The organism is Cupriavidus sp. 05T313, assembly GCF_056396665.1.
Genome location: NZ_JBFTLX010000007.1, coordinates 11855 through 38031 on the forward strand (window position 1 = coordinate 11855; position 26177 = coordinate 38031).

The following is a 26177-nucleotide window of genomic DNA, read 5'->3' on the forward strand; positions in this document are numbered from 1 at the left end:
ACACACCAAAATGGCCCAGGAAATCGAACTCAAACTGGCGGTGCCGGACGGCGCCATGCCGGCGCTCGCGGCCTGGCTGGATGCGCAAGGCCAGGCGCGCGGCGAGCACACCCTGCTCAATGTCTACCTCGACACCCCCGCGCGCGACCTGGCCGGCGCCCGTGCCGCCCTGCGGCTGCGCCGCCACGGCGAGCAATGGCTGCAGACCTTGAAGACCGCCGGCAAGAGCGAGGCCGGCATGGCCACCCGCCACGAGTGGGAAACCAAGGTGGCCGCCGAAGCCATCGAACTCGACGCCTTCCCGGCCGAAGCCCGCGCCTTGCTGACGCCGCTCGCCGCAACACTGGCGCCGGTATTCCGCACCGATTTCGCGCGGCGCACCTGGCTGGTCGAACAGGATGGCGTTCGTATCGAGGCCGCACTCGACGTCGGAACGATTTCGGCGCCGGCGAGCGCCGAGCAAGAGACGATCCGGGAACTGGAGCTTGAGTGGCTTCCCGGCGATGCCGGACAGGCGCCCACGCAGCAACAAGCCGAGGCCGCGCTGCGCGCACTGGCGTTGCGCCTCCAGCATGTCGCGCCCCTTAAGCCGTCCGACCAGAGCAAAGCCGCACGCGGCTACCGGCTCGCGGCCGGAGCGGGCCGCGCCTGACGTCGCGCCGGCGCCCTCCTCGGCCCCTCCCAACAAAGAACCAGGTATTCCTCCAGCATGAGCAAGCACAACAGCGTACAGGCCGACCTGTTCGCAGCCCCGGCCGTTGCCGATGCCGCCCCCGCTCCGGCCGCCGCCAGCCTGTCCGCGCAAGCCGCGGCGCTGCCGGCTGCCTGGCGCGAATTGCTGGCCCCCTGCATGAACACGGCCGGCTGGCGGGAACTGGCCAGCTTCGTCGACGGCGAACGTGCCAACGGCAAGCCCGTCTTTCCGCATGAGGTGTTCCACGCCTTGCACCTGACGCCGCCCGAGACCGTCAAGGTGGTCATCCTCGGACAGGATCCCTACCACGGCACTGGCGTGGTCAACGGCAACGAGATTCCGCAGGCGCACGGGCTGGCCTTCTCGGTACCCGACGGCGTGCGCGTGCCGCCCAGCCTGCGCAATATCTTCAAGGAGATCGCCGCGGAATACGGTGACGGCGCCACGGCGGCGCCCACCTCCGGCAACCTGGAAGGCTGGGCGCGCCAGGGCGTGCTGCTGCTCAACACCGTGCTCACGGTGGAGCAAGGCCAAGCCGCCAGCCACGCCAAGCGCGGCTGGGAAGCGATAACGGACTGCCTGATCCAGGGCTTGTCCGCCGCCCGCCCCAACCTGGTCTTCCTGCTGTGGGGCAGCCACGCCCAGGCCAAGAAACCCTTGCTGGCCGGCTCGCACTGCGTTCTGGAAGCGCCGCACCCGTCGCCGCTTTCGGCGCATCGGGGTTTCCTGGGGTGCGGACATTTCCGGCTGGCCAACGACTGGCTGCAGCGGCACGGCGCCGCACCGGTGGRTTGGCGCGCCAACTGACCCCGGACGCTAGGCTGTCGGCAGGCAGTCGAAATCGTCGAACTCGCCCGCGCCGGGCAGCGCCACCAGCGCGCTGACCTGCGCGGCTGGCGGCCCGCGCCGCATCCAGGCGCAAAGTGCCTCCAGCCGATCAGGCGGCCCGTAGGCCATCACTTCCACCGAGCCATCCTGCCGGTTGCGCACCCAGCCGCCCAGCCCGAGCGCCCCGGCCTGCCCTGCGCAGGCCGCGCGGTAGCCCACGCCCTGCACCCGCCCCTTGACCACGATGTGCCATGTTTCCATCTGGGTTCCCCTTGCCCGACGCGGCGGCTGAAACAGCCGCGGCATGCATCACAAGTAAACTAGACTGCGATCCCAAGCGTTACCAGTAAGGACACCCCAACACGGGTAACGCCAAAAGCACAACGATGCGCCCGGCGTTGCGGCATCATTGCAAATCCCGCTCTCCGCCAACGCCGGCGCGGCGCCACGCGCGCGCCGCCGATCCATCCAGGCCCCGGGGCCAGCCGGCCCCGCACCGGCAACCGCTCAACGATCCACTGTCAAGATAATGCAGCAAGCCGAACACGACCAGGCCAGCTCGGTCACACTCCGAGGCTATGCCAGCCAGTTGCTGACCGCGCCGCCGAACCGATTCGACCTGGCGCTGCTGCCCATCATCCTGGCGGTGATCGTGCTGGTGGCCTTTGCCGCCCGGCAAATGAACGTGCCCTACCAGCCCGGCGAGCCGCTGGCGGTGCATCTGGACATCGCCTACCTGCCGTATTACCTGATGCGCACCAGCATCCGCATGCTGGTGGCGCTGATGGCGTCGCTCCTGTTCACCTTTGCCTTTGCCGCGCTGGCCTCCAAGAACCGCACCGCCGAGAAAGTGATGGTCCCGGCGCTGGACATTCTGCAATCGATTCCGGTGCTGGGCTTCCTGTCGATCACCGTGACCGGTTTCATCGCGCTGTTCCCCGGCAGCCTGGTAGGCGTCGAGTGCGCCGCCATCTTCGCCATCTTCACCTCGCAGGCCTGGAATATGGCGTTCAGCCTGTACCAGTCGATCCGCACCATTCCGACCGACCTGGTGGAAGCGGCCGCCATGTTCCGGCTCTCGGCGTGGCAGAAATTCTGGCGCCTCGAAGTGCCCTTCGCCATGCCGGGCCTGCTGTGGAACATGATGATGTCGATGTCCGGCGGCTGGTTCTTCGTGGTGGCTTCCGAGGCCATCTCGGTGTCGGGCAACGACATCCGGTTGCCGGGCATCGGCTCCTACATCGCGCTGGCGATCCAGCAGCAAGACCTGGCGGCGATCGGCTGGGCCATCCTGGCCATGCTGATCGGCATCGTGCTCTATGACCAGTTGTTCTTCCGTCCGCTGATCGCCTGGGCCGACCGCTTCCGCTTCGAGACCATGGCACAGGAAAGCGAGCCGCAATCGTGGCTGCTCAACCTGCTGCGCCGCTCGGAATGGGTGCGCATGCTGCTGGGCCGCACGGCAGCGTTGGCGGAACGCACGCTGGCCTGGCGCTCGGGCCGCAAGGCAGTGGACCCCAAAGCCAGCGATGACCGGCGCGCGCTGTGGTTCGAGCGCCTGAGCAATCTCGTCATCATCCTGATCGCGGTGGCGGCCTTGTATCGCGTGATGCATTTCGTGCGTACGGAGGTGGGCTGGGCGGAGGTGGGCCATGTGCTGTGGCTGGGCTCGCTGACGATGGTGCGGGTGATCGTGCTGATCGCGCTGGCGGCGGTGATCTGGGTGCCGATCGGCATCCGCATCGGCCTGAACCCGAAGGTGGCGCGCATCGCGCAGCCGGTGGCGCAGTTCCTGGCCGCCTTCCCGGCCAACCTGATGTTCCCGCTGGTGGTGATGCTGATCGTGCGCTTCGGCCTGAACCCCGAAATCTGGCTGAGTCCGCTGATGATTTTCGGCACGCAGTGGTACATCCTGTTCAACGTGATTGCCGGCGCCTCCGGCATCCCCACCGAACTCAAACTGGCGGCGCGCAACTTTGGCCTGCGCGGCTGGCTGTTGTGGAAGCGCTTCCTGATCCCGGCCGTGTTCCCCAGCCTGCTGACCGGCCTGGTGACCGCGGCGGGCGGCTCATGGAATGCGAGTATCGTCTCCGAATACGTCACCTGGGGCGACCGCACGCTGGTCGCCACCGGCCTGGGCAGCTATATCGCGGAAATGACCGCCAAGGGCGACTTTCCCCGCATCGCGCTGGGCATCGGCGTGATGGCGGTGTTCGTGGTGGGCTTCAACCGCCTGCTGTGGAACCGCCTGTACCTGCTCGCGCAGGAACGCACGCGCCTCTGACCCGCACAAGCCGCACAAGCCATACAAGCCGTACAGGCGGCAAAGCCCTGAACTCGAACGGAACATCATCATGGCAAGCCCCATCGCAAACGCAGTCGAATCCGTCATCGAACTGCGCGGCGTCTCGAAAATCTTCCGCACCGCGGACCGTACCGACCGCGCGGTGCTCGAAGGCGTGGACCTGACCCTCAAGCGCGGCGAGATCGTCGCCATGCTGGGCAAGTCCGGTTCGGGCAAGTCCACGCTGCTGCGCATCATGGCCGGGCTGGTAGGCGCGGATCGCGGCCAGGTGCATTTTCGCGGGCAGCCGTTGCGCGGCACGGCCGAAGGCATCGCCATGGTGTTCCAGTCGTTCGCGCTGTTCCCGTGGCTGACCGTGCAGCAGAACGTGGAACTGGGGCTGGAAGCCCAGGGCGTGCACAAGGAGGAGCGCGGCCGCCGGGCCGAGGCGGCGATCGACATGATTGGCCTGTCGGGCTTCAACAGCGCGCTGCCGCGCGAACTCTCCGGCGGCATGCGCCAGCGCGTCGGCATTGCCCGCGCGCTGGTGACCGAACCCGACCTGCTGCTGATGGACGAAGCCTTTTCCGCGCTCGACGTGCTGACCGGCGAGACCCTGCGCGACGAGATGCTCGACCTGTGGGAAGACGGCCGCACCAATATCAAGTGCATCCTGATCGTCTCGCACAATATCGAAGAAGCGGTGATGATGGCCGATCGCATCGTAGTCCTGTCGAGCGATCCGGGCCRCATCCGCGCCGAGGTGAAGATCCCGTTCCCGCGCCCGCGCAACCGCGATTCGGCGCAGGTACGCGCGCTGATCGACGAGGTCTACACGCTGATGACGTCGCCCGCGGCGCTTGAGCCACGCGCGCCCGCGCTGGCGGCGGCCCAGGACATCGGCTACCGCCTGCCGGACGCCGACATCAGCCAGATGGAGGCCATTCTCGACCTGCTCTGCGAAGCGCCTTTCTTCGGCCGGGCCGACCTGCCGCACCTGGCCGAGGAAGCCAGCCTCACCGACGATGACCTGCTGCCCGCCTGCGAGGCCCTGCACCTGCTGAAGCTGGCGACCATCGAACGCGGCGACATCAACGCCACCGACCTCGGCCGCGCCTACTACGAGACGGAGCCACCGGAGCGCAAGGTGCTGTTCGGCAGGCAACTGCTGCAACACGTGGCACTGGCCGCGCACATCCGCCGCGAGCTCGAACAGYCCGAGGACGGCGAGATCCGCGAAGAACACGTGCTGCGGGAACTCGAGGCTTTCCTCAAACCGGAAGAAGCCAAGCGCGTGCTGACCATCGGCATCGAATGGGGGCGCTACGGGGAGGTCTATGAATACAGCTACAACAGCGGCATGCTGACGCTGCCGCGGGAAGAGCAGCCGGCGCCGGGCGCGGGCACGGACACCCAGCCCTGATTGCGTTTGGCCCGGCGGCCCGGTAGCCTAGCGCTCCCGCATCGCGCGGCCGATCGCGCCGGTGCGCAGGGCGATCTTTGCGGTGTCCTCGCGCAACGCGCGCAGGCGGCGCTCCAGGACGGCATTGGCGGTGCGGCCGGTTGAGCTGGCCGTACTGGCGGTGCCGCCGGCTTCGCTGGCAGCGCGTGTCAGCTCGCCCGACGCTGCGGCATGCACCAGCACATCGGCGCGGCGGCGGTCGGCCGAATCGGCCAGGCGGGCACGGCGCTCGCTGGCGTCTTCGGACGGCGGCGGCGCATCGGCGGTGGCCGCGGCAAGCGCCAGGTCGGCGGTCCGGGCCGCATGGGCATCGGAGACGCTGGCGGCTACGCCCGCAACGGCGACCCCGGCAGCGCCTGCCATCGCGGCGCCGGTGCTCTCGTTGGCCACGTCAGCCGCCTTCGGTTCCTTTACCGCCGCCTTGCCCTTCGCCGGACGAATGAATCCCGCGCCACGCCCGCCGAAGCGATCGCCCTCGGCCAGCCTTTCACTGGCCAGTTGCAGACTGTGAACAGCGGCATCGGTGGCCTGGCGGATAGCGCTTTCGGCGGCCGGCAAATCCAGCTCGCCATAATGCTCGCGCACCTGGATGCGTGCCGCGGCCACGTGCGCCGCCACCAGGTAGTTCTGCACGATAAAGCGGTTCAGGTTGTCCACCGCGCGATGCCGGCTCTTTGGCTCGTCGAGCATGCGCTGGAACGAACCAATCAGCGCGGACAGGCTGTCCATGAACTGCTTGCGCTGCACCCGGTAGGCAAAATCGTCCTTGGCCACGCGCAGCAGCAGGTCGCGCGTGGCGGCAATGTAGCGGCGGTTGACCTCAAGCACGGTCTCCACCAGCGCGGGCAGCGCGCGGTATTCCCAGCTGGGCAGCACGAAGCTGAACACCGTGGCGATCAGCCCGCCGATCACGGTATCGATCAGCCGCTCGCCAGCCACGGTGGGGCTGCCCGGCATCAGCAGGTTGATCTGGATCAGCACCTGCACGCAGGCCGCCACCGCGGTGTAGCGGTACTTGATGGTGGAAAACGCCGTGCTCGCCACCAGCGCCAGGAACAGCACGCCCAGCAGGATCAGCGGCTGGTGCACAACCCTGAGCACGGCTACCGCGATCACGCAGCCAATCAGCGTGCCGATCAGGCGATCGTTGTAGCGCTGCTTGGTCATGCTGAAGTTGGGCTTCAGGATCACGATGATGGTCAGCAGGATCCAGTAACTGTGCGACACATACGGCAGGTGATCGGCGATCCACAGCCCCGCCCCCACCGCCATGGTGATGCGCACCGCAAAGCGGAAGGCGGGCGATTTCCAGTGCAGGTTGTCGCGCAGCACCTTGAGCTCGTAGCGCTGGCGCGTGAGGAAGGGCGTCATGTCCGGCCCGGGCAGCACCTTGCTGGGCTCCACCGGCGTGCGCGACGCCTCGTGCAGTTGTTCCACCAGCACGATGGCGCCCTTGATCATGTCGAGCGTCTCCGCCACCGCCGTCATCGCCGCGGCGTTGATGTGGTGATGGCGCAGCTGCGCGATCTCGTGCTCGACCGCACGCAGCTCCTGGCGGTAGTCCACGGTGGCGTAGGAAGGCCGGCCACGCGTGATGTCGTAGGCGATCCCTTCCACATCCTTGCACATCAGCTGTACCAGCCGGCTCAGGTGATCGAGCACCGGCGTGCCGGCAAAGGTCTGGCGCAGCAGCGGGTAATCCGTATTGGTGGAAAGGATGTACTCGTACAGGTCCAGCATGCGCAAATGGACCTGCACCAGCAGCCCGTCGTGGGTGGTGGTGTTGCCGCGCAGCACCAGGTCGCGCGCCGCCTGCTGCCGCTCCGCCACCACGATCTGCTGGCGCACCAGCTGGTTGAACTGCGCCTCGTAGTCATTGCCGGCATCGTAAAAGCCCGCCTTGATCTGGAGGTAGCCCGCCATCTCGTACAGYGCCTCGGCCAGCACCTGCTGCTTGGTGCGCCGCTGCGTTGCCCAGCTCACCACCATCGCGTAGGCCATGTAGGCCACCGCGCCAATGCCGAACAACAAGGCATGCTCGAACGCGCGCCGCACCACGAAGTCCTCGTTGATGGTCAGCGTCATGACAAACAAGGCCGAGAACTGCAATGGCAGGGTCTTGTTGCCATACACCGTCATCATGCCGGCCATGAAGGTCACCAGTACCAGCACCAGCGGCATCACGCGCGGGAACGGCGTGGCCATGGCCACCAGCAAGGTCACCGCCGTGCACAGCAGCACGCTGGCCAGCATCTCATTGAACTTGTGGCTGAACGGGCTGGGCAGGTCCATCAGGCTGGTGCACAGCGCGCCCATCGACACCACCATGGCGGTGGGCAGGTCCGTGAACTGCATGGCGATCAGCGTGGCGCCGATCACCCCGGTCGCGGAGCGCAGCCCGCGATAGACGTAATGCGAATAGACGAAGGTGCGGGCGTCGTGCGCGTATTGCATGTGGCGGCGTGTGGTCCTTACCGGCCTAGAGGCCCAGCCAGCGCGCGCGCATGGCCTGGCGGCCGCCTTCGGCCGTCACGGTGTACTGCGCCGCCGGCTCGCGCGCGAAGGTCAGCGGCAGCACGTGCAGCTCGTCGCGGCGGAACACGTGGCATTCGGCGCTGTCGCCGGTGCGGTAGCGCGCCAGCAGCTTGTCGAGCTGCCCCGGTGCCACGCGCAGGCCATCCACCGCGGCCAGCAGGTCGCCCGCCGAAAGCCCGGCCGCCTGCGCCGCGCCGCCATCGAGTACCTGGGTCACGCGCACCCAGCCGTCTTCGTTCTTGGTCTTGATGCCGAGCGCGGCGTTGCGCTCCGGCTTGGCCGGCACCGCCTTGATGCCGAAAGGCTTGAACAGCGCCGCCAGCTGCAGCTCGCCGGTGCCCTCGGTCAGCGAGCGCAGCAGCGCGCCCAGGCGCAGGCCGCTGACCTCGTCGAACAAGGCATGCAGCTCCGCCTCGGTGACGCCGCGCTGCTGCGCGCCCGGCGCATAGAAGCCGCTGCCATAGCGCTGCCACAGCGCGCGCATGATGTCGTCGAGCGAGCGCCGGTTGCGGGTCCTGGCGCGGATGGTGAGATCCAGCGCCAGCGCCACCAGCGAACCCTTGGTGTAATAGCTGACGATAGCGTTGGGCGCGTTCTCGTCCTGGCGGTAGTACTTGGTCCAGGCATCGAAAGAGCTTTCGGCCACGCTCTGCTTGGTGCGGCCATTGCCGCGCAGCACGCCGTTCCAGGTCTTGGCCAGCAGCTCCACGTACTGCTTCTCGGTGATGCGGCCGCTGCGCACCAGCATCAGGTCGTCGTAATAGCTGGTGAAACCCTCGAACAGCCACAGCAACGGCGTATAGGTTTCTTCGCGCAGCCGGTACGGCACGAAGGCCGCGGGCTTGACGCGCTTGACGTTCCAGGTGTGGAAATATTCGTGGCTGCACAGCCCGAGGAAGGTGCGGTAGCCCTCGGTGGCCTCCTCCTTGCCAAGCGCCGGCAGGTCCGCGCGCCCGCAAATCAGCGCCGTGCTGGCGCGATGCTCCAGCCCGCCGTAGCCGTCGGTGGTGACCATGGTCATGAACACGTAGCGGCGGTTGCTGTCGAGGAACGGTGCTTTTTCCGTCTTGGGCTCGAACAGCCGGATCTGCGCTTCGCAGATCTGCTTCAGATCGCGGCACACGCGGTCGAGGTCGAGTTGCGGCACGCGGCCCGTGAACACCACGTCGTGCTGGGCGCCGCAGGCCCGGAAGCTGCCCATGGTGAAGTTGCCCATCTCGACCGGGTGGTCGACCAGCTCGTCGTAGTCGGCAACCTGGTAGCGGCCGAAGCCGTAGCGCTTGGCGCCGCCGCGGCCAGCCGCTTCGCGCATGGCGGTGGCGACGCGCCAGCCGGTATAGGCCTCGCCGGCTGGCGCATGAATGTCCACCGTGCAGGGACGATCTTCCTGCCCTTCGGCGCACAGGAACACGGAACTGCCGTTGAAGAATCCGTGGGTGGCGTCGAGGTGCGCGGCGCGCACCGACAGATCCCAGGCGTAGACCTCGTAGCTGAGCGCGAGCGGCCCGTCCACCGGCGCCGCCTGCCAGCTCTGCTTGTCGAGCTTGGCGAGTGCCACCGGCTTGCCGCCGGCATCCGCGCGGATGCGCACGATATTGCGTGCGAAGTCGCGGATCATGTAGCTGCCGGGAATCCACGCCGGCAGGTAGAACTGCTGGCCGGCGGGATCGGGGGCGTCGACCGTGACAGTGACGGCGAACAAGTGCGCTTCGGGTTGAAGCGGGGCGATGGCGTAATGGATCGGCTTCATGAGCGTGATTGTAGCGCCATGCCCGGCCCCGCCTGCCCCGGACCCCGCGCCGGCTCAGGCGTTGACGTTCACCACCACGCGGCCGCGCATGCCGCCATCGACGATCTTGCGGCCAGCCTCGATCGCCTCGGACAAGCCGATCTCGCGGGTAATGGCGCGCAGGCGATCCGGCTCCAGGTCTTGCGCCAGGCGTTGCCAGGCTTCCTCGCGCCGCGCCATCGGCGCCATCACGCTATCGATGCCGTAAAGCGTGATGCCGCGCAGGATAAAGGGCGCCACCGAGCCCGGGAAGTCCAGTCCTTGCGCCAGCCCGCASGCCGTSACSRCGCCGCCGTAGCGCACCTGSGCGCAGGCGTTGACCAGCGTRTGCGARCCSACCGARTCCACCACSSCSGCCCAGCGCTCCTTTTGCATCGGCTTGTTCGGCTTGCCGAGTTCGGTGCGGTCGACGACATCCGCCGCGCCCAGCGCTTTGAGGAAGTCAGCCTCGGCAGTCTTGCCGGTGGACGCCACCACGCGATAGCCCAGCCGGGACAGGATCGCGATGGCGACCGAGCCCACCCCGCCCGAGGCACCGGTCACCAGCACCTCGCCATCGCCCGGCTTGACCCCGGCGCGCTCCAGCGCCAGTACCGACAGCATGGCGGTATAGCCCGCGGTGCCGATGGCCATGGCCTGCCGCGTGGTGAAGGCATCCGGCAAGGCCACCAGCCAGTCGCCCTTGAGGCGCGCGCGCTGCGCCAGGCAGCCCCAGTGCGTCTCGCCCACGCCATAGCCGTTGAGCACGACCTTGTCGCCGGCCTTCCAGCGCGGATGCGTGGATTCCAGCACCGTGCCGGCCCCGTCGATGCCCGCGACCATCGGCCACTTGCGCACCACCGGCGAGCGGCCCGTGATGGCCAGCCCGTCCTTGAAATTGATGGTGGAGTAATCGACGGCGACCAGCACGTCGCCCTCGGCGGGGAGGCTGGATTCATCGAGCGCGGTAACGGCGGCCTGGGTGGCGCCGTCCGCCTGGGTCAGCAGCAAAGCCTGGAACGTCATGGTGTCTCCTTCGGATTCTTGATGAAAGACATCCGGACGCCCCCGGCACGGCAGCGCCGGGAGGCCGCCGGCGCCAAGTGCTTACTTCTTGAGGCTGGCGAGCTTGCGCTCGAGCGTGGCAACGTCCGCGGCGCCGGGGATGCGGGTGCCGTCCATGAAGAACACTGCCGGGGTACCGGTGATATTCAGGCTCTGGCCGAGCGCCAGGTTGTCATCCACCGGCGTCTTGCAGCTGCCGTTGCCGGTCAGCGCCACATGGCTCAGCATCCAGTCGCGCCAGGCCTTGGTGCGGTCGGTTGCGCACCAGACCTGCTTGGCCTTCACGGAGGAATCTGGCGACAGCACCGGATAGAGGAAGGTGTAGACCGTGATGTTGTCCATCTGCTGGAAGGTCTGCTCGATGCGCTTGCAGTAACCGCAGTTCGGGTCGGAGAACACCGCCACCTGGCGGCTGCCGTCGCCCTTGCTCCACTTGATGGCGCGCGCCAGCGGCAGGTCCGACCACTTGATGCGGTTGATTTCGGCCAGCCGCTCCTCGGTCAGGTTGGTGCCGGTCTTGCTGTCGACCATCTCGCCATTGATGATGTAGCGGCCGGTCGCATCCGTATAGACCACCTGGCCGCCGACATTGACTTCGAACAAGCCGGGCACCGGGGTCTTGGCCACGCTCTTCACTTCGGCGCGCCCGCCGAGCATCTTCTGCATCGATTCCTTGATGCGGTCGGTGCCGGGATCGCCGGCAGCCATGGCGTGGAGCGCGAAGCCGGCAGCCGCCAAACCGCCAACGATGGTGGCTGACAGGGCGGTACGGCGGCGCAGGAATTGCAACATGTTGACTCCAGTGAATCGATGGTTCGGTACGCGTGAGACGGGCTCGGGGCTCAGCCCAGCGCGCGCCCGATAAGAAAACGTTTAAGCAGCGGCTGCCCTCCCACCGCCCTCATGCCGGTATTGCGCACTGCGCGTGCGATGCCGCCAGGCAGGGAAAACAGCCGGTGCAGGCCATCGGTGGCAGCCGTCAGGGAAAGCAGGTCTGTGGCGCGCGCCCGCTCATAGCGGCGCAGCAGGCGCAGGTCGCCTTCGCCACGGAAAGACTCTTTGTCGGCCATTACGCGGCCAAGTTCCGCCACATCGCGCAAACCCAGGTTCATGCCCTGGCCGGCCAGCGGGTGCACCACGTGCGCTGCGTCGCCTACCAGTACCACGTGCGGCTGGACGAACTGCTCGGCGCGCTGCAGCACCAGGGGGAAGCCCTGCGCCGGCGTCACGCAGCGCAGCGCGCCGAACTGGCGCCCCACGGCGCCGCTGGCGGCCTGCATCACGGTATCAGCCAGTGCCTCCGGAGACAGCGCCAGCAGGTCGCTCGCGTGGCCCTCCTCGGCCGACCACACCATGGAGACGCGGCGTCCGGGCAAAGGCAACAGCGCCAGGATCTCGCCGTTGGCGGGCTCCTCGTCGGCCATCAGCTTGGGGGGCGTACCCAGGAACCACTGCCAGGCCGTGTCCTGATGCGGGAGCTCGCACTCGAAATTGGCCACCACGCCGAGCTGGCGGTAGCGGCGCTTCGCAACTGCGATATGACACTGGTCGCGCAGCCACGAACGCGCGCCATCCGCGCCCACCACGCAGGCGGCGCGCACCTTGTCGCCACCGGCGAGCGTCAGCGTGGCGCCCTCGTGGTCGCGCGCGAAGGCCGCCGCGGTATCGTCATGCCAGTGCACCTGTGGCTGGAAACGCAAGGCGGTATCGAGCACGCGCTCGACATGGCCGGATTCGATGATCCAGGCCAGTTGCGGCACGGTCGCGGCATATGCCGAAAAATGCAGGTCGCCGGCGGCCGGGGTATCGGCCTGCGCTGCGCTCACATCGCCGAACACACGCATATCGGACACCATTTGCATCCGTGCGGGATCCAGCGCCTCCCACACACGCAACTGCTCCAGCAACGCCTGCGAACTCGCCGAGAAGGCGTAGATGCGGCTGTCCCACTGGTCCGGCTCCGGCACGGCCCCGCGGGGCCGCGGCGCGATCAGCGCCACCTGCATGCCCTGCTGGGCCAGCAGCAACGCACAAGCCTTGCCGACGATGCCGCCGCCGACCACGGCAACCTGGAAACGGGAGGGAGATGGACGAGTCATGCGTGAATTATAGCCACCCCGGCACATTGCCCTTGCCGTACCCACGCGCGTCGGAACCGGCCGCGTAACGTGCAGGGCAAACGGGGGTACCTGCGGAGAGCGAGGAAATACGAGGACCAGAGGGAGCGGCCGGCGGGTTCAGCGCAACGTCTGGCGAGGTTACAATAGCCATCTTTCCGATGGCAATTCCGGCACAAAAGCGGTGAGTGAAGCCCCGCTTTGGCTGTCTTGCCTCGTGCTGCACTTTTCCCCTCTGCGTCCCAATCGCCGCGCCAACCGCGCCAGACGCACCCAGGGCGAACCGCAACCCATTGATTTTTAAAGGTTTACCATGAGCCTCAAATGCGGCATCGTCGGCCTGCCCAACGTCGGCAAGTCCACGCTGTTCAACGCCCTGACCAAGGCCGGCATCGCCGCCGAGAACTACCCGTTCTGCACCATCGAGCCCAATGTGGGCGTGGTGGAAGTGCCGGATCCGAGGCTTGTCAACCTGGCCGAGATCGTCAAGCCCGAGCGCGTCCTGCCGGCCGTGGTCGAATTCGTCGACATCGCCGGCCTGGTGGCGGGCGCCTCCAAGGGTGAAGGCCTGGGCAACCAGTTCCTGGCCAATATCCGCGAAACCGACGCCATCACCCACGTGGTGCGCTGCTTCGAGGACGAGAACGTCATCCACGTCGCCGGCAAGGTCGATCCGCTGTCCGACATCGAGGTGATCAATACCGAACTGGCGCTGGCTGACCTCGCCACCGTGGAAAAGGCCCACGCCCGCTACATCAAGCCCGCGCGCGCCGGTGACAAGGAAGCGCTGCGCCTGGTGGCCGTGCTGGAAAAGGCCCAGGCCGTGCTCAACGAAGCCAAGGCCGTGCGCACGCTCGACCTGTCGGACGAAGAATGGGCCGCCATCAAGCCGCTGTGCCTGATCACCGCCAAGCCCACCATGTACGTAGCCAACGTGCGTGAAGACGGCTTCGAGAACAATCCGCACCTGGACGCCGTGCGCGCCCACGCCGCCAAGACCAAGTCGCCGGTCGTGGCCGTCTGCGCCGCCATCGAAGCCGAGATCGCCGACCTCGACGATGCGGACAAGGCCGAGTTCCTGGCCGACCTCGGCATGGAAGAACCCGGCCTGGACCGCGTGATCCGTGCGGGCTTTACCCTGCTGGGCCTGCAGACCTATTTCACCGCCGGCGTGAAGGAAGTGCGCGCGTGGACGATCCATGTGGGCGACACCGCTCCGCAGGCGGCCGGCGTGATCCACACCGACTTCGAACGCGGCTTCATCCGCGCCCAGACCATCGCCTATGAAGACTTCATTACCTACAAAGGTGAGCAAGGCGCCAAGGAAGCCGGCAAGATGCGCGCGGAAGGCAAGGAGTATGTGGTGAAGGATGGCGACGTGATGAACTTCTTGTTTAACGTCTAAGCAGACTGCGCCACTGTCCGCCGGCTGGATTCGGCGGGCGACGAAAAATGAGCCCCGCAAGGCATGTGTGCCTGCGGGGCTTTCTGTTTCAGGTGACGGCCCGTCGCTCGTGCCGAGCCACCGCAAATTCATCCATCATGCGCGCCCTCCGAGTCCCGCAAGACCGCGAGTTCGCTCAACACCAGCGCTTCGTTAGCGAGTGTCGCCGCCAGCGAGAGCAGGTGACCTTGTGTCTCGTCAGTCAAGTTCGCAAGGGTGCCACCGGCAGCGTTCTCGATCGCGACCGACAGCAGCGCGTTGAGTTGGGCAGCCTTTTCCGCGGCGAGGCTAAGCGGGCTTTCGGATGCAGCGTGCGCGGTCACGAAGATATCGCGGCCTGTCTGCTCGGCGCTAATGTTGTACTGCGGGTGCTTACACATCGAACGCCCTCCGTTGGGAAGCGCGCTCGCGCTAACCGGGAGGAGTTTGGGGAAATACAGATTGCCCGAAATGGGCGTACGAAGACTGGGGCATGCAGATGCCTCCTACGTTGCGGTTTCAACTCCGCTCCCCCGACGCCAATCGGGGTGGGCGGGCGCAAGGCAGGGTTGGCGTACCAGAACGTAGGGAACCGGCGAGCCCGAAGGCTCCCCCGCCCAGGCCCGCCCATAGGGACGTGCGAAGGCGCGACGGAAAAAACCGCCTGGCGGCGGTTATCCGCCTACGTTTTCGGGACGCCAATCCCGGTCGCTGTGGTTGCAGCGGCTCCCCTAGTATAGCGCCGGCAGCAATGATCTTGCGCATTCCCGAGGCATCGGCTGCTGACTCCACGAAGAAGCACAAACACAGATTGGAGCTGCTCCCTAGTAGACTCACGCCGGTCAGGCACCGGAGCGTGTTAACGAAAACATGACAACTGCACGCCCGCGAAGCCGCTAAAATATCCAGATTCGCCGCCGGCATTTAGCTGGCAGGACACTACGTGGAAGGAGGGGGCAATGATGAAGTTGACTGGCATTGGCCTATACACCTTCCATGAAGCTGCGACCCGTGCGCGACCTGCGGCGCTGGCTGGACGGCTATGCATATCGGGACAAGACAACCCGGCATGCGGTCCCGGTTGCTCCACTTTGGGAGACCGAACTGGCGGAAGCGGACGTGGATGGGATCAGTTTTCATGATTTGCTGGAAGTCCGATTCGTCCGAGCGTTTCGCCAGCACGGCGTCAGCCTGCAAACGATACGCCTCGCCAGCCGCAAGGCACGCGAGCTTTTTGCCCTGCCACATCCCTTTACCTCCCGCCGTTTCCAGACGGACGGCCGCACAATCTTCGCGTCCACCATACAAGAATCCGGTGAGACCGAATTGCTGGACTTGGTGAAAAGCCAGTACGCGTTTCAGAAGATCATCGAGCCCTCTTTGTATCGTGGCATCGAATTTGGTGCTGACGATGCCGCCGCGCGCTGGTACCCGACGCTGCGCAGCAAGGCCGTGGTCTTGGATCCTGCAATCGCCTTCGGCAAGCCCATTGTCACTGATGGCGCCATCAGAACTTCAATCCTCGCCGAGGCATTCCAGGCCGAAGGCGACAAACAGCTTGTTGCCAGGTTGTATGAAGTGCCTGTTGCCTCGGTGGAGGCCGCAGTCGCGTTTGAAGAACGCCTGGTAGCGTGAAGTTCTTCGCTGACAACAATCTCTCTCCAGCGCTGGCACGGGCGCTCCACTCGCTTTCCGAACCATACGGGCACTCCGTCGCTCCCTTGCGAGACCGCTTCCCACAAGACACAACGGATGCGGCCTGGATCGACGCTCTCTCGCAAGAAGGTGGATGGGCGGTCATCACGCACGACAAGCTGAACAAAGGCCTCGAGCGAGAAGCACTACGCCGTGCGGGGCTAATTGTCTTCTTTCTCGACAAAAGCTGGTCAAACCATAGGCTCTGGGATATTGCGCACAATCTGGTGCGGTGGTGGCTACGGATCATCGAGCAATCTGAAGGAATCAAAGGCGGAGCCGCCTTCAAGGTTCCCTTCAACTTCTCTGGCAAAGGCCAGTTCGAACAAGTCAAACTCTAGGACAGGCGCAAAGCGGCGTCTCACGACACCCTATGCCAATGGCTGTGGCACCAACGCCCGATCTCGACCTGGCCTGGACAAGGAAGCTACAAAAGGCGCGGGCTTGCAACCAGTGCGCGCTTTGCGTCGGGCCTCCGGCATCTGCGAGCGCCATCAAGCCGGCGGTCACACAACGCAGCAATGTGAATCGGCTCTGATGTTCCAGCCGATCCAATCATGGTTGGCGCACAGCGGCATGCTGACGGCAACTGTCACCTYTCACAGTGCCCCCAAATCCTCCCCCCGCAGCCCCACCAGCAGCGCCTGTCCGTCCGGCCCTACGCGGAACTCGCCATAGCGCGCCTTCTCGAACCGCGCCCCCTGCCCTTCCTGGAAGAAGAACGCATCGGTGGACACCTGTGCCTGCACGCCGCCCCAGCGGGTCGGCACGTTCTGGAAGCGCAGCAGTTGCTCGCCGCCGGCCAGTGCCGCGCCCGTGTACAGGCGCACGAAGGTGGCTTCGCCGCGTGCATCGCGGCGGATCACGGCAACTTGCTCGCGGGTGGGCTCGATGCCTTGCAGCTTGCCTGCCTGGCGGATGGACTCGGCGATGGCAAAGTTCAGTGCCATGTAGTCGCCTTGCATGAGCGAGCGCGGATCGACTGGCGCCAGTCGCAGGTAGACGGTGCCGCCATGCGCCAGCAGCCGTTCCTTGCCGGCGATGGCGAAGGCGGCCAGCCCGAGCGTGAGCACCCATGCCAACAATATCCAGCGTTTCATGCTTGTCTCCTTGCGCCTTCGCGGCGCAGCGCCAGGCGCAGCAGCAGCACGGCGATGCCGGCGCCGGCGAGCGTGGCGGACTTGATCAGCAGCGTCCAGTGCAGCGCGCTGTAGTACCAGATGAAGCCGCTGCCGAGCGCGGCGACGGCCAGGCCCAGCCAGGGCAGCGAGCCGCGGCGCAGCGCCAGGCCGAGCGCGAGGGCGGCGGCGACTACCGCCGGCGCACCGGCGAGCAACGCGCTGAACAGCACCGCGCCGACAAGCGCGCTGCCCCGCACTGCCGGGCTTAGCTGCATCCGGCCTGCCTCGGCAAGTACAAACGCGGCGAGCACCGCGCCAAACAGCGCGCCAGCCATCCAGTAGTTGCCGGCGTGGCGCCCGGTATCGGCATCGAACAGCAGTGCCTGAGGCTGGCTGAGGCCGGTCACCACCAGGGCCGCGCCCAGTGCGAACAGCAGCGTGGCATCCGCGGCCGGCTCGATCCAGTTGTGCAGACCGGCGGCGCAGAGCCGCCCTTCCGCCACCACGAAGCCGGTGAGCAGCGTCATGGCGAAGGGCGCGAGCCAGCCTAGCGAGAAGCTCATGGCTTGCCAGACGTGGCGCAGGCCGGGCGTCATGGCCAGGTGGAGCGCCAGGGCCACGCCGGTCCATACGCCCAGCGCGGCCAGGAAGCGATGGAGCCGGTTGCTGACCAGCACATAGAGCACGGCCTCCAGCAGCGCGAGCGCGCCCCAGAAGGCGGCCGATTCGAGCAGGCGGCCGCCGCCGTAGGCCTGGCTCGCGCCGTACACGAGCAGGCCCTGGCCGCTGAGGCTGACGGCCAGCGCGAATTGCTCGAGCGCGGTGGCGCCCGCGCGGCGCCGGTACAGCACCGCGGCCAGCGCGATCATGGCGGCGCCGCAGAGCGCCATTGCCGTGGCGTTGTCGCGCGCGGCCACAAAAACCGAGCCGAGCAGGAAGGCGAGGAAGAACACCGCACCGAGCCAGCCCGCAAGTCCCATCAACAGCCTGACGGCCCATGGCGTGCGCCCTTGTGCGGCTTGCGGCTGCCCTTGCACCAAGCCGAGCGCGGCCAGGTCCTGCCACAACCTTTGTACTACGTGACGGTCGCTGGTCATGCCGGCTCTCCATTGGGCGCGCCGCTTTGGGCTTGACCGTGGTGTCGATAGGCGCGCAGCAGCCAAGCCGCCGCCGCCGCGGACAGACCGATGGTCAGCAGCCCGAGGATCAGGAAGGCGCCGAACGCGTCCCGGCTGCCCTCCAGCAGTAGCCGGGCAACCCCGGTCACCAGCAGCACGATGACCGAGAAGCTGGCCAGGCTGAGCGCCACCACATCGAATGCCCGCAGCCGGAACCAGGCCAGCAGCCCGCCCAGCGTGAGCATGGCCACGCCGAACATGGCGGGATCGAAGCGGTTGTGCAGGATGCTGGCGAGGCCGAGCCAGCCGGCGTAGGCGCACGCCAGCGTGGCAAGGATGCGCGCGCTGGCCAGCCCGCGAAAGCCGTAGGCCGGCGCCGCTGCGCGCAGCGCGAACCACAGCACCAGCTGCACGAGCGTGGCCGCCAGCAGCGAGAGCGTGGTGGCGCGTTCGCCAGCCGCGCCAAACAGCAGGTCGAACATGCCGCCCACGCCAAGGCGCACGCTGAAATACCGCAGCAGCGCGACATTGGCCAGCACGATCACCACCCACCAGTGCGGCGCCGCGCGCGCGGCCAGCGCCCACGGGATCGCCAGCAGTGCCCACAGGGCGAACAGCTGCCACGCGTCCGCGCCGGTCTGGTAGACCTGCCCGATCACGGCCAGCAGCACGCCGGCCACCACCTGGGCGCCGCAAAGCGCCGCCAGCCCCGCCATGTCGGCGGGCGGGCGCAGCCAGGCGAATCCCGCCAGCAGCGTCAGCGCGCCGGCCAGCAGGCCAAACTTGGCGAACTTGTGCAGGTCCTGCCAGTTGAAGGCGAAGAACACGATCACGCCGGCGCACAGCAGCGCGGCGCCCAGCATCAGCAACGTGCGATCGAGCCAGGTCCGCCACTGCGCCGCGTCGGGCTCGGTCCCTGGCCAGCCGGCGGCCACGCCGTCGGCGCCGAGCACGCCCTGCTCACGCCAGTGTGCCAGCGCCTGGCGCGCTGCCCGCCGGTCTTGAAAACCCTGCGTTGTGGTTGCCTGCATTGATGCCCCATGTGATGGATACGCCAGCGCACTGTAGCAAAGGCGCCGCCTCTGCGCAGCTTTCCTTGCGTGAGCGGGAACATGCAACAGCGCTGCTTTGCCGCCCTGTCCCGGCCCGGTATGCTGTGCGTTTCTCCAACCCAGCCACGCCTCGCCATGACCCTTGGTATCCTCGCCGCCATCCACGATGAAGTCGACGGCCTGATCGCCGCCATGCGCCACGATGACGCCCGCGCCACCGTGCGGACTATCGGCATGCGCGACTATCACGTTGGCCATCTCTACGGCCAGCGCTGCGTGCTGGTGCTCGCGCGCATGGGCAAGGTGGCGGCGGCGGCCACCACGGTCACCCTGGTGCGCGAGTTCGGCGTGGATGAGATCGTCTTCACCGGCCTGGCCGGCGGCATCGGGGCCGAGACGCGGGTCGGGGACGTGGTGGTGGCGGACCGCACGCTGCAGCACGACCTGGACGCGCGGCCGTTTTTTGCCCGGCATGAGGTCCCGCTGCTGGATCGCGCTGAATTCCCCACCGACCCGGCGCTTACCGCCGCGCTGCGCGATGCAGTGGCAGGCTACCTGCGGGATGATCTGCCGACCTCCGTCCCGGCCGGCGTGCTGGCGCGCTTCGGGGTCAGCGCGCCCAGGCTGCATGTGGGGATGATCGCCAGCGGCGACCAGTTCATCGGCTCCCCCGCCGCCGCGGCCGAGTTGCGCGAGCGCTTGCCCGGCGTGCTGGCGGTGGAAATGGAAGGCGCCGCGGTGGCGCAGGTTTGCCATGAGTATGGCGTGCGGCATGCGGTGATGCGCACGCTATCTGATCGGGCCGACGATAGTGCGCATGTGGATTTCCCGGCGTTCTTGACCGAGGTGGCCAGCCACTATTCGAGCGGGGTTTTGAGGCGGTTTTTGGAACTGCGCGGGTAAGGGGAGGTTTTCGAACTGAGATTCGGATGCCTTGTATTTAAACTCGGCATTCACTTTGAGCCAGGCATCCGGGCACCGTCTACCGCCCCCTGGCAACACCCCAAACACCCACCAGCAGGCCTGCTCCCAGGATCGCCGCAAACCAGCCCGCCATCTGCCCGGCAACAAACCAGTGCAAGCCCTGCCCGCCGTAAAACGCGGCCAGCGCCCCCAACGCCCCGAACAGCATCGCCGCCAGCAGGCTGACCCGGCCCGCCGGGTGCAGCCACCGCGCCGCCAGCCCGACCAGCACCCCTACCACCAGCGTACCCAACATCACTTTCTCCTGTATTCCTGAAATGGCGGCTTGCTTCGACGGCTCCCCTGAAGGCCGTGCGTGGCCATAACAATACGGTAATGCCGGCCTTCACCCATCCGTACCACGGCAAGATCCGCGCCGGGCGCTATAATGTAGCCCGGTTCGGCGGCGCTTTGCGCCGGAATCCGCGCTTGAATTCATGCCCGGATTGCACCTGACTCCCGCGCTGCAGCCTGCAAAGCCGCTGCCCGGAGCCCGGCCAGAGAGACATGCTCCCCACCATGCAACTGCTCGCGATCGGTATCAATCACACCACGGCGCCCGTCTCGCTGCGCGAACGGGTGGCGTTTCCGCTCGAGCAGATCAAACCCGCGCTGGGCGCCTTGCGCACCCACCTGGCGGGCAGGAACGGCACCGAAGCCGCCATCCTCTCCACTTGCAACCGCACCGAGATCTACTGCGCGACCGATGTGCTGGTGTCGGGGTCGGAAGGCTTCGAGCACACGCTGCGCTGGCTGGCGCAGCATCATAACGTGCCGGCCGGAGAACTCGCGCCCCACCTCTATTCCCTGCCGCAGTCGGAAGCCGTACGCCACGCGTTCCGGGTAGCCAGCGGGCTGGATTCGATGGTGCTGGGCGAAACCCAGATCCTGGGCCAGCTGAAGGATGCGGTGCGCACAGCCGGCGAAGCCGGCGCGCTGGGCACCTACCTGAACCAGTTGTTCCAGCGCACCTTTGCGGTGGCCAAGGAAGTCCGCGGCCAGACCGAGATCGGCGCGCATTCGGTGTCCATGGCGGCCGCCGCGGTACGGCTGGCCCAGCGGATTTTTGAAAGCGTCTCGACCCAGCGCGTGCTGTTTATCGGCGCGGGAGAAATGATCGAGCTGTGCGCAACGCACTTTGCAGCGCAAACGCCACGCCAGATCGTGGTGGCCAACCGCACCGTCGAGCGCGGCGAGAAGCTCGCCGAGCAGCTTGCCGGCCAGGGCCTGACCACCGAGGCGATCCGCCTGTCGGACCTGGGCGMGCGSCTGCACGAGTTCGACATCGTGGTGTCSTKCACCGCSAGTTCSCTGCCSATCATCGGSCTGGGCGCGGTGGAACGCGCGGTCAAGCTGCGCCGCCACCGCCCCATCATGATGGTGGACCTGGCCGTGCCGCGCGACGTCGAGCCCGAAGTCGCACGCCTGGATGACGTCTTCCTGTACACCGTGGACGACCTCGGTGCCATCGTGCGCGAGGGCAACGCCATGCGCCAGGCGGCCGTGGCCCAGGCGGAAGCCATCATCGAGAGCCGCGTGCAGAACTTCATGCACTGGCTGGAAACCCGCAGCGTGGTGCCGGTCATCCGTGACCTGCAGGCGCAGGGCGAGGCCATGCGCCAGGCCGAGCTGGAGCGCGCGCGCCGGATGCTGGCGCGCGGCGACGACCCCGAGGCTGTGCTCGAAGCACTGTCCGGCGCGCTGACCCGCAAATTCCTGCATGGCCCCACCCACGCGCTGAACCACACCCAGGGCGACGACCGCGAAACCCTGCTGCGCCTGGTGCCCGGCCTGTTCCGCCACAGCAGCCACTCCGAGCGCTAGCCGCGCTCACCTCGGCCGCGCGTGTCCTGCGCGTGGCCAGCCTTGCGTTGCCCCGGCCCGTTCCGCCGCGCCGCACGCAGCCTCACCCCAGCAACATTTCGCACCCACCGTTTCATCGCGTCCCCGGATATCCATGAAAGCCAGCATGCTCACCAAGCTCGACCAACTGGCCGAGCGGCTCGACGAAGTCAACGCCCTGCTAGCGCGCGAGGACGCCACCGCCAAGATCGACCAGTACCGCAAGCTCACCCGCGAGCATGCCGAACTGTCTCCGGTGGCCGAGCAATATGCGCAGTATCGCCAGGCGCAGGACGACCTCGCCACCGCGCAGGCGCTGCTGGACGATCCCGAGATGAGGGAGTTCGCCGCCGATGAAATCACCGCGGCCCGCGAACAGTTGGAAACGCTGGCAGGCAGCCTGCAGAAACTACTGCTGCCCAAGGACCCCAACGATGACCGCAATCTGCTGCTGGAAATCCGTGCCGGCGCGGGCGGCGAGGAAAGCGCGCTGTTCGCGGSCRACCTGCTGCGCATGTACACGCGCTACGCCGAGCGCCAGCGCTGGCAGGTGGAGGTCATGAGCGAATCCCCGTCGGACCTGGGCGGCTACAAGGAAGTGATTATCCGGATCGCCGGCGATGCGGCATTCTCCAGGCTCAAGTTCGAATCCGGCGGCCATCGCGTGCAGCGCGTACCGGCCACCGAGGCGCAGGGGCGCATCCATACGTCCGCCTGCACGGTGGCGGTGATGCCCGAGGCCGACGAGGTGGGCGAGATCGAGATCAATCCCTCCGACCTGCGCGTCGATACCTTCCGCGCCTCGGGTGCCGGCGGCCAGCACGTCAACAAGACCGATTCGGCGGTGCGCCTCACCCACCTGCCCACCGGCATCGTGGTGGAATGCCAGGACGACCGCAGCCAGCACCGCAACAAGGACAAGGCCATGAAAGTCCTGGCCGCCCGCTTGATGGACCAGAAGCTGCGCGCTGCCCAGGCGCAAGAAGCCACTACCCGGCGCAACCTGATCGGCACCGGCGACAGAAGCGACCGTATCCGCACCTACAACTTCCCGCAGGGGCGGGTGACCGATCACCGGATCAACCTGACGCTCTACAAGATCGACATGATCATGGACGGCGACCTGGACGAACTGTTGTCCGCGCTGGCCGCGGAACACCAGGCCGATCAATTGGCGGCGCTCGGCGAAGGACATTAATCGCGAATCGACGCGCGGCAATACCACGTTATTGCGAAAAAATAACTATCGCCGGGGTAATCAGTCGAATCGCGAGGCGTAAATCGAGATATCTGAACGAAAACCTTTGTATCTGTTGTAAATGCTTGCAACAGCACTAGCGTGCCATTTTTCGCTGTCTATAATCGTTTTCGACCGAGCCGCCATCCAGAGGTCGGCGTGTCGCTACTCTAAAACGGACAAAAGGACGAAATCATGAAGAAACTGCTCGCGCTGCTGATGATCACCGCCGCCATGGCCGCCTGCGGCAAGAAGGACGAAGCCCCGGCCACGTCGAGCGCCGAAAGCGCCATGCAGAACGCCGCCGAATCCGCCAAGGCCGCCGCCAGCGATGCCGCAGCCGCCGCCGGCCATGCCGCCGATGCCGCCAAGGCTGCCGCGAACAGTGCCGCTTCCGATGTCTCGGCCGCTGCCGACAAGGCCAAGGAAGACGCCGACAACGCCATGGCAAAGGCCAAGGAAGCTACCAAGGACGCCGTCAACGCCAGCGCCGACAAGGCCAAGGACACCGTCAACAAGTAATTCCCGCACCTTACGCGTTTCACGCTGCCCGCAGCGATCGCGCGGGCGGCCCGAAAGTGCCCGCCGCTCAGGCAAGCGCGTTACACTGCAAACCCCGTCCGGGCGCCTCCCGACGGGGTTTTGCTTTTCCCTTGTTCGTTTTCGCTTCCGGTCTTCCGTCTTGCGCCCCCGTGGCGCGCCTCGCCCTGCCCCGCCGCCCCATGTCCAGCACCCAGTCCAACGCCTCCTCCGCAGCCGCCGGCCCGCATGCCGCCACGCCAGTCGCCTTGCCTGAAGCGGCCACTGTGCGTGAAGTCCTGGCGTTGGCTGCCGCAGCGGGATTGCCGGCGCTCGAAGCGCGGCTGCTGGTGAGCCACGTCACCGGGTTGTCCCGCACGCAGTTGATCACCCGCGATGACGAAACGCTGAACCCCGTCCAGCGCGAAAGCATCGCGGCCCTGCTGGGGCGCCGCTTGGCCGGGGAGCCGGTGGCCTACCTGCTGGGTGAACGTGAATTCTTCGGGCGCGGCTTCCGCGTCACGCCCGATGTGCTGATTCCGCGCCCGGACACGGAAATCGCCGTGGAAGCCGCCTTGAAGCTGYTGGCCCCGCTGCCATCCCCGCGCGTGCTCGACATGGGCACCGGCTCGGGCGCGCTGGCAGTCACCCTTGCATGCGAGCGTCCCGACGCCGAAGTCTGGGCCACCGACATATCGCCCGGCGCCCTGCAGGTTGCCGAAGGCAACGCACGCGCGCTCGGCGCCGCCAATGTGCGCTTTCTCGCCTCCGACTGGTATGCCGGGCTGCCCGGCGGCCTGCGCTTCGACCTGATTGTCAGCAATCCGCCCTATATCGCCGCCGGCGACCCGCACCTGGCCCAGGGCGACCTGCGCTTCGAGCCGATCGACGCGCTGACCGATCACGGCGATGGTTTGTCCGACCTGGCCGCCATCGTGGCCGGGGCGCGCGCGCGCCTGCATGCGGGTGGCTGGCTGCTGATGGAACATGGCTATGACCAGGGCCAGGCTGCGCGCGACCTGCTGGCCGCGGCCGGCATGACGGAAATCTTCACCGTGCGCGACCTGGCGGACCACGAGCGCTGCACCGGCGCGCGGCTGCAACCCGCGTCCGGGGCGGGCGCCTGAAGCAAGCGGCCGATTCCGGTAAAATCAATCGCTTGCAGGCGCGTACATCACGCGCCCTCCGATTTCCAGATGGCGGCGCCCGAACCGGCACCGCATTCAACCGTAAAGAGACATCATGAGTGACGTGCAGCAAAAGATCGACCAGATCGTCAAGGGCAGCCCGGTGGTCCTGTTCATGAAGGGCACCGCCCAGTTCCCGATGTGCGGCTTCTCCGGCCGCGCCATCCAGATCCTGAAGGCCTGCGGCGTCGACGCGCCGACCACGGTCAATGTGCTGGAAGACGAAGGCATCCGCCAGGGCATCAAGGAATACGCCAGCTGGCCAACCATTCCGCAGCTTTACGTGAACGGCGAATTCGTCGGCGGCTCGGACATCATGATGGAGATGTACCAGAACGGCGAACTGCAATCGCTGCTCAAGGCCTGAGCGCGCGATGACCGCAGCGGGTGACGCCAAGCCGCGGCGCATCGTCGTCGCGATCACCGGCGCCACCGGCGCGGTCTACGGGGTCCGCCTGGTACAGATACTCAGTGCCGCGCCCGGCATCGAAACCCACCTGCTGATTTCGCCGGCAGGCGTGATGAACCTGCAGCACGAACTCGACATGGGCAAGGCCGAGGTGGAAGCGTTTGCCCACGTCGTCCACAACGTGCGCGATATCGGCGCGACCATCGCCAGCGGCTCCTTCGCAGCCCACGCGATGGTGGTGGCGCCCTGCTCCATGCGCACGCTGGCGGCGGTAGCCCACGGCATGTCCGACAACCTCATCACCCGCGCCGCCGACGTCACGCTCAAGGAGCGCCGCAAGCTGGTGCTGATGGTGCGCGAAACGCCGCTGAATCTAGCGCACCTGCGCAATATGACCGCCGTCACCGAGATGGGCGGCATCATCTTCCCCCCGGTCCCCGGCTTCTACCAGAAGCCGCAGAGCGTGGCCGAACTGGTCGACCACACCGTTGGCCGCGTGCTGGACCTGATCGACGTACCGCAGACACTGGCGCCGAGCTGGGCCGGACTCAACGGCCAGGCCTGAAACCTCCCGCAAACGCAGCGCGGCAGGCGCCTGCGGTGCCCGCCGTCAACGCCAGTAGCGATAACGGCGGCCGTATCCGCCGTAGTAGCCGTATCCACCGTAATAGCCCGGGCTCACCACCACCGCCGGAGCGGCATAGACCGGTGCGGGCGCAACGGCAACCTCGCCGCCATAGCCCGGATAAGCCGGGTACACCGCGCAACCGCCCAGCATGGCGGCACCCGCTACCGCGATTCCCATCATCCACGTCTTCATTTCATCGTCCTTGCGGCTTTGTGTAGCCTCAAGAACGT

General features: G+C 66.9%; 26 protein-coding genes. 14 read left to right on the forward strand and 12 right to left on the reverse strand.

From position 1 onward, the window contains the following. The first annotated feature begins 10 nt into the window (after window positions 1-10). Together AC1DKD_RS02745 and AC1DKD_RS02750 are read left to right on the forward strand one after the other, a co-directional pair. The gene (locus AC1DKD_RS02745; RefSeq protein ID WP_441634136.1) at window positions 11-652 is read left to right on the forward strand and encodes a CYTH domain-containing protein; all 642 of its coding nucleotides are present in this window, start codon (window positions 11-13) and stop codon (window positions 650-652) included. Between the two features lie 57 nt (window positions 653-709). After that, window positions 710-1501 carry a uracil-DNA glycosylase gene (locus tag AC1DKD_RS02750; RefSeq protein ID WP_477142903.1) on the forward strand — a complete coding sequence of 264 codons (792 nt, stop codon included), beginning with the start codon at window positions 710-712 and terminating at the stop codon, window positions 1499-1501. A gap of 9 nt (window positions 1502-1510) precedes the next feature. Here the strand turns inward: AC1DKD_RS02750 and AC1DKD_RS02755 are convergent, their stop codons facing one another. Then, the gene (locus AC1DKD_RS02755; RefSeq protein WP_441634140.1) at window positions 1511-1783 is read right to left on the reverse strand and encodes an acylphosphatase; all 273 of its coding nucleotides are present in this window, start codon (window positions 1781-1783) and stop codon (window positions 1511-1513) included. A 268-nt stretch (window positions 1784-2051) separates the two neighbouring features. Here AC1DKD_RS02755 and AC1DKD_RS02760 point away from each other — a divergent pair, with 268 nt between their 5' ends. Both AC1DKD_RS02760 and AC1DKD_RS02765 read left to right on the forward strand, forming a co-directional pair. After that, window positions 2052-3806: an ABC transporter permease gene (locus AC1DKD_RS02760; protein WP_441634142.1), complete on the forward strand. Its 1755-nt coding sequence runs from the start codon at window positions 2052-2054 to the stop codon at window positions 3804-3806. A gap of 70 nt (window positions 3807-3876) precedes the next feature. Beyond that, entirely contained in the window at window positions 3877-5229 is a 1353-nt protein-coding gene (locus AC1DKD_RS02765; protein WP_477142904.1) for an ABC transporter ATP-binding protein, read from the forward strand. Window positions 5230-5256: 27 nt separating this feature from the next. Here AC1DKD_RS02765 and AC1DKD_RS02770 read toward each other — a convergent pair whose 3' ends face one another. The 5 genes from AC1DKD_RS02770 to AC1DKD_RS02790 form a co-directional block, all read right to left on the reverse strand. Next, complete coding sequence (locus tag AC1DKD_RS02770) at window positions 5257-7722, reverse strand: FUSC family protein (protein ID WP_441634146.1); 2466 nt, start codon at window positions 7720-7722, stop codon at window positions 5257-5259. A 25-nt stretch (window positions 7723-7747) separates the two neighbouring features. Further along, the gene (locus tag AC1DKD_RS02775; RefSeq protein ID WP_441634148.1) at window positions 7748-9553 is read right to left on the reverse strand and encodes a M61 family metallopeptidase; all 1806 of its coding nucleotides are present in this window, start codon (window positions 9551-9553) and stop codon (window positions 7748-7750) included. A 54-nt stretch (window positions 9554-9607) separates the two neighbouring features. After that, on the reverse strand, window positions 9608-10597 hold the full coding sequence (gene acuI / locus AC1DKD_RS02780) for an acrylyl-CoA reductase (NADPH) (protein WP_477142905.1): 990 nt from the start codon (window positions 10595-10597) through the stop codon (window positions 9608-9610). An 81-nt stretch (window positions 10598-10678) separates the two neighbouring features. After that, window positions 10679-11428, reverse strand: coding sequence for a DsbC family protein (locus AC1DKD_RS02785; RefSeq protein ID WP_441634151.1), 750 nt, complete (start codon window positions 11426-11428; stop codon window positions 10679-10681). 50 nt (window positions 11429-11478) lie between these two features. After that, window positions 11479-12735, reverse strand: a complete 1257-nt coding sequence (locus tag AC1DKD_RS02790; RefSeq protein ID WP_441634153.1) for a UbiH/UbiF family hydroxylase — start codon at window positions 12733-12735, stop codon at window positions 11479-11481. Between the two features lie 331 nt (window positions 12736-13066). On the opposite strand from AC1DKD_RS02790, the gene ychF reads away from it, so the two are divergent. Then, window positions 13067-14158, forward strand: coding sequence for a redox-regulated ATPase YchF (gene ychF / locus AC1DKD_RS02795; RefSeq protein ID WP_441634155.1), 1092 nt, complete (start codon window positions 13067-13069; stop codon window positions 14156-14158). Between the two features lie 128 nt (window positions 14159-14286). On the opposite strand, the gene AC1DKD_RS02800 is transcribed toward ychF, so the two are convergent. Beyond that, entirely contained in the window at window positions 14287-14577 is a 291-nt protein-coding gene (locus AC1DKD_RS02800; RefSeq protein WP_441634157.1) for a hypothetical protein, read from the reverse strand. Between the two features lie 595 nt (window positions 14578-15172). Here AC1DKD_RS02800 and AC1DKD_RS02805 point away from each other — a divergent pair. Both AC1DKD_RS02805 and AC1DKD_RS02810 read left to right on the forward strand, forming a co-directional pair. Continuing rightward, complete coding sequence (locus AC1DKD_RS02805) at window positions 15173-15811, forward strand: DUF433 domain-containing protein (protein WP_441634159.1); 639 nt, start codon at window positions 15173-15175, stop codon at window positions 15809-15811. After that, a complete protein-coding gene (locus AC1DKD_RS02810) occupies window positions 15808-16212 on the forward strand; it encodes a PIN-like domain-containing protein (RefSeq protein WP_441634161.1) in 405 nt (134 codons plus the stop codon). Before AC1DKD_RS02805 ends, AC1DKD_RS02810 begins: the two co-directional genes overlap by 4 nt. Window positions 16213-16470: 258 nt before the next feature. On the opposite strand, the gene AC1DKD_RS02815 is transcribed toward AC1DKD_RS02810, so the two are convergent. Genes AC1DKD_RS02815 through AC1DKD_RS02825 form a run of 3 tightly spaced genes read right to left on the reverse strand, consistent with a single transcriptional unit; the run spans window position 16471 to window position 19141 of the window. Beyond that, a complete protein-coding gene (locus AC1DKD_RS02815) occupies window positions 16471-16971 on the reverse strand; it encodes a GDYXXLXY domain-containing protein (RefSeq protein WP_441634163.1) in 501 nt (166 codons plus the stop codon). Continuing rightward, entirely contained in the window at window positions 16968-18089 is a 1122-nt protein-coding gene (locus AC1DKD_RS02820; RefSeq protein ID WP_441634165.1) for a DUF4401 domain-containing protein, read from the reverse strand. The genes AC1DKD_RS02815 and AC1DKD_RS02820 overlap by 4 nt, the downstream gene beginning before the upstream one ends. Next, complete coding sequence (locus AC1DKD_RS02825) at window positions 18086-19141, reverse strand: DUF2157 domain-containing protein (protein WP_441634167.1); 1056 nt, start codon at window positions 19139-19141, stop codon at window positions 18086-18088. Before AC1DKD_RS02825 ends, AC1DKD_RS02820 begins: the two co-directional genes overlap by 4 nt. Before the next feature lie 156 nt (window positions 19142-19297). On the opposite strand from AC1DKD_RS02825, the gene AC1DKD_RS02830 reads away from it, so the two are divergent. Continuing rightward, a complete protein-coding gene (locus AC1DKD_RS02830; RefSeq protein ID WP_441634169.1) occupies window positions 19298-20065 on the forward strand; it encodes a 5'-methylthioadenosine/adenosylhomocysteine nucleosidase in 768 nt (255 codons plus the stop codon). Window positions 20066-20144: 79 nt separating this feature from the next. Here the strand turns inward: AC1DKD_RS02830 and AC1DKD_RS02835 are convergent, their stop codons facing one another. After that, a complete protein-coding gene (locus tag AC1DKD_RS02835; RefSeq protein ID WP_441634171.1) occupies window positions 20145-20381 on the reverse strand; it encodes a hypothetical protein in 237 nt (78 codons plus the stop codon). 263 nt (window positions 20382-20644) lie between these two features. Here AC1DKD_RS02835 and hemA point away from each other — a divergent pair, with 263 nt between their 5' ends. The 6 genes from hemA (at window position 20645) to AC1DKD_RS02865 (ending at window position 25884) form a co-directional block, all read left to right on the forward strand. Beyond that, window positions 20645-21949 (forward strand): glutamyl-tRNA reductase, encoded by a 1305-nt coding sequence (gene hemA, locus AC1DKD_RS02840; protein WP_477142919.1) that lies wholly within the window; start codon window positions 20645-20647, stop codon window positions 21947-21949. A 133-nt stretch (window positions 21950-22082) separates the two neighbouring features. Further along, on the forward strand, window positions 22083-23165 hold the full coding sequence (gene prfA / locus AC1DKD_RS02845) for a peptide chain release factor 1 (protein ID WP_477142906.1): 1083 nt from the start codon (window positions 22083-22085) through the stop codon (window positions 23163-23165). Between the two features lie 234 nt (window positions 23166-23399). Then, window positions 23400-23726: a hypothetical protein gene (locus tag AC1DKD_RS02850; protein WP_045238844.1), complete on the forward strand. Its 327-nt coding sequence runs from the start codon at window positions 23400-23402 to the stop codon at window positions 23724-23726. A 200-nt stretch (window positions 23727-23926) separates the two neighbouring features. Further along, window positions 23927-24850 carry a peptide chain release factor N(5)-glutamine methyltransferase gene (gene prmC, locus AC1DKD_RS02855; RefSeq protein WP_441628964.1) on the forward strand — a complete coding sequence of 308 codons (924 nt, stop codon included), beginning with the start codon at window positions 23927-23929 and terminating at the stop codon, window positions 24848-24850. A 115-nt stretch (window positions 24851-24965) separates the two neighbouring features. Then, window positions 24966-25277, forward strand: coding sequence for a Grx4 family monothiol glutaredoxin (gene grxD / locus AC1DKD_RS02860; RefSeq protein WP_035875397.1), 312 nt, complete (start codon window positions 24966-24968; stop codon window positions 25275-25277). 7 nt (window positions 25278-25284) lie between these two features. Continuing rightward, window positions 25285-25884 carry a UbiX family flavin prenyltransferase gene (locus AC1DKD_RS02865; RefSeq protein WP_045238842.1) on the forward strand — a complete coding sequence of 200 codons (600 nt, stop codon included), beginning with the start codon at window positions 25285-25287 and terminating at the stop codon, window positions 25882-25884. 45 nt (window positions 25885-25929) lie between these two features. Here the strand turns inward: AC1DKD_RS02865 and AC1DKD_RS02870 are convergent, their stop codons facing one another. After that, complete coding sequence (locus tag AC1DKD_RS02870) at window positions 25930-26139, reverse strand: hypothetical protein (RefSeq protein WP_441628961.1); 210 nt, start codon at window positions 26137-26139, stop codon at window positions 25930-25932. Window positions 26140-26177: the final 38 nt, after the last annotated feature.

Excerpts from the sequence above, each read along its gene's own strand:
- AC1DKD_RS02745 (WP_441634136.1), top strand. The coding sequence starts at position 11 with ATGGCCCAGGAAATCGAACTCAAACTGGCGGTGCCGGACGGCGCCATG.
- AC1DKD_RS02755 (WP_441634140.1), bottom strand. The coding sequence starts at position 1,783 with ATGGAAACATGGCACATCGTGGTCAAGGGGCGGGTGCAGGGCGTGGGC.
- AC1DKD_RS02760 (WP_441634142.1), top strand. The coding sequence starts at position 2,052 with ATGCAGCAAGCCGAACACGACCAGGCCAGCTCGGTCACACTCCGAGGC.
- AC1DKD_RS02775 (WP_441634148.1), bottom strand. The coding sequence starts at position 9,553 with ATGAAGCCGATCCATTACGCCATCGCCCCGCTTCAACCCGAAGCGCAC.
- AC1DKD_RS02785 (WP_441634151.1), bottom strand. The coding sequence starts at position 11,428 with ATGTTGCAATTCCTGCGCCGCCGTACCGCCCTGTCAGCCACCATCGTT.
- AC1DKD_RS02790 (WP_441634153.1), bottom strand. The coding sequence starts at position 12,735 with ATGACTCGTCCATCTCCCTCCCGTTTCCAGGTTGCCGTGGTCGGCGGC.
- ychF (WP_441634155.1), top strand. The coding sequence starts at position 13,067 with ATGAGCCTCAAATGCGGCATCGTCGGCCTGCCCAACGTCGGCAAGTCC.
- AC1DKD_RS02800 (WP_441634157.1), bottom strand. The coding sequence starts at position 14,577 with ATGTGTAAGCACCCGCAGTACAACATTAGCGCCGAGCAGACAGGCCGC.
- AC1DKD_RS02805 (WP_441634159.1), top strand. The coding sequence starts at position 15,173 with ATGAAGCTGCGACCCGTGCGCGACCTGCGGCGCTGGCTGGACGGCTAT.
- AC1DKD_RS02815 (WP_441634163.1), bottom strand. The coding sequence starts at position 16,971 with ATGAAACGCTGGATATTGTTGGCATGGGTGCTCACGCTCGGGCTGGCC.
- AC1DKD_RS02820 (WP_441634165.1), bottom strand. The coding sequence starts at position 18,089 with ATGACCAGCGACCGTCACGTAGTACAAAGGTTGTGGCAGGACCTGGCC.
- AC1DKD_RS02825 (WP_441634167.1), bottom strand. The coding sequence starts at position 19,141 with ATGCAGGCAACCACAACGCAGGGTTTTCAAGACCGGCGGGCAGCGCGC.
- AC1DKD_RS02830 (WP_441634169.1), top strand. The coding sequence starts at position 19,298 with ATGACCCTTGGTATCCTCGCCGCCATCCACGATGAAGTCGACGGCCTG.
- AC1DKD_RS02835 (WP_441634171.1), bottom strand. The coding sequence starts at position 20,381 with ATGTTGGGTACGCTGGTGGTAGGGGTGCTGGTCGGGCTGGCGGCGCGG.
- AC1DKD_RS02850 (WP_045238844.1), top strand. The coding sequence starts at position 23,400 with ATGAAGAAACTGCTCGCGCTGCTGATGATCACCGCCGCCATGGCCGCC.
- grxD (WP_035875397.1), top strand. The coding sequence starts at position 24,966 with ATGAGTGACGTGCAGCAAAAGATCGACCAGATCGTCAAGGGCAGCCCG.
- AC1DKD_RS02865 (WP_045238842.1), top strand. The coding sequence starts at position 25,285 with ATGACCGCAGCGGGTGACGCCAAGCCGCGGCGCATCGTCGTCGCGATC.
- AC1DKD_RS02870 (WP_441628961.1), bottom strand. The coding sequence starts at position 26,139 with ATGAAGACGTGGATGATGGGAATCGCGGTAGCGGGTGCCGCCATGCTG.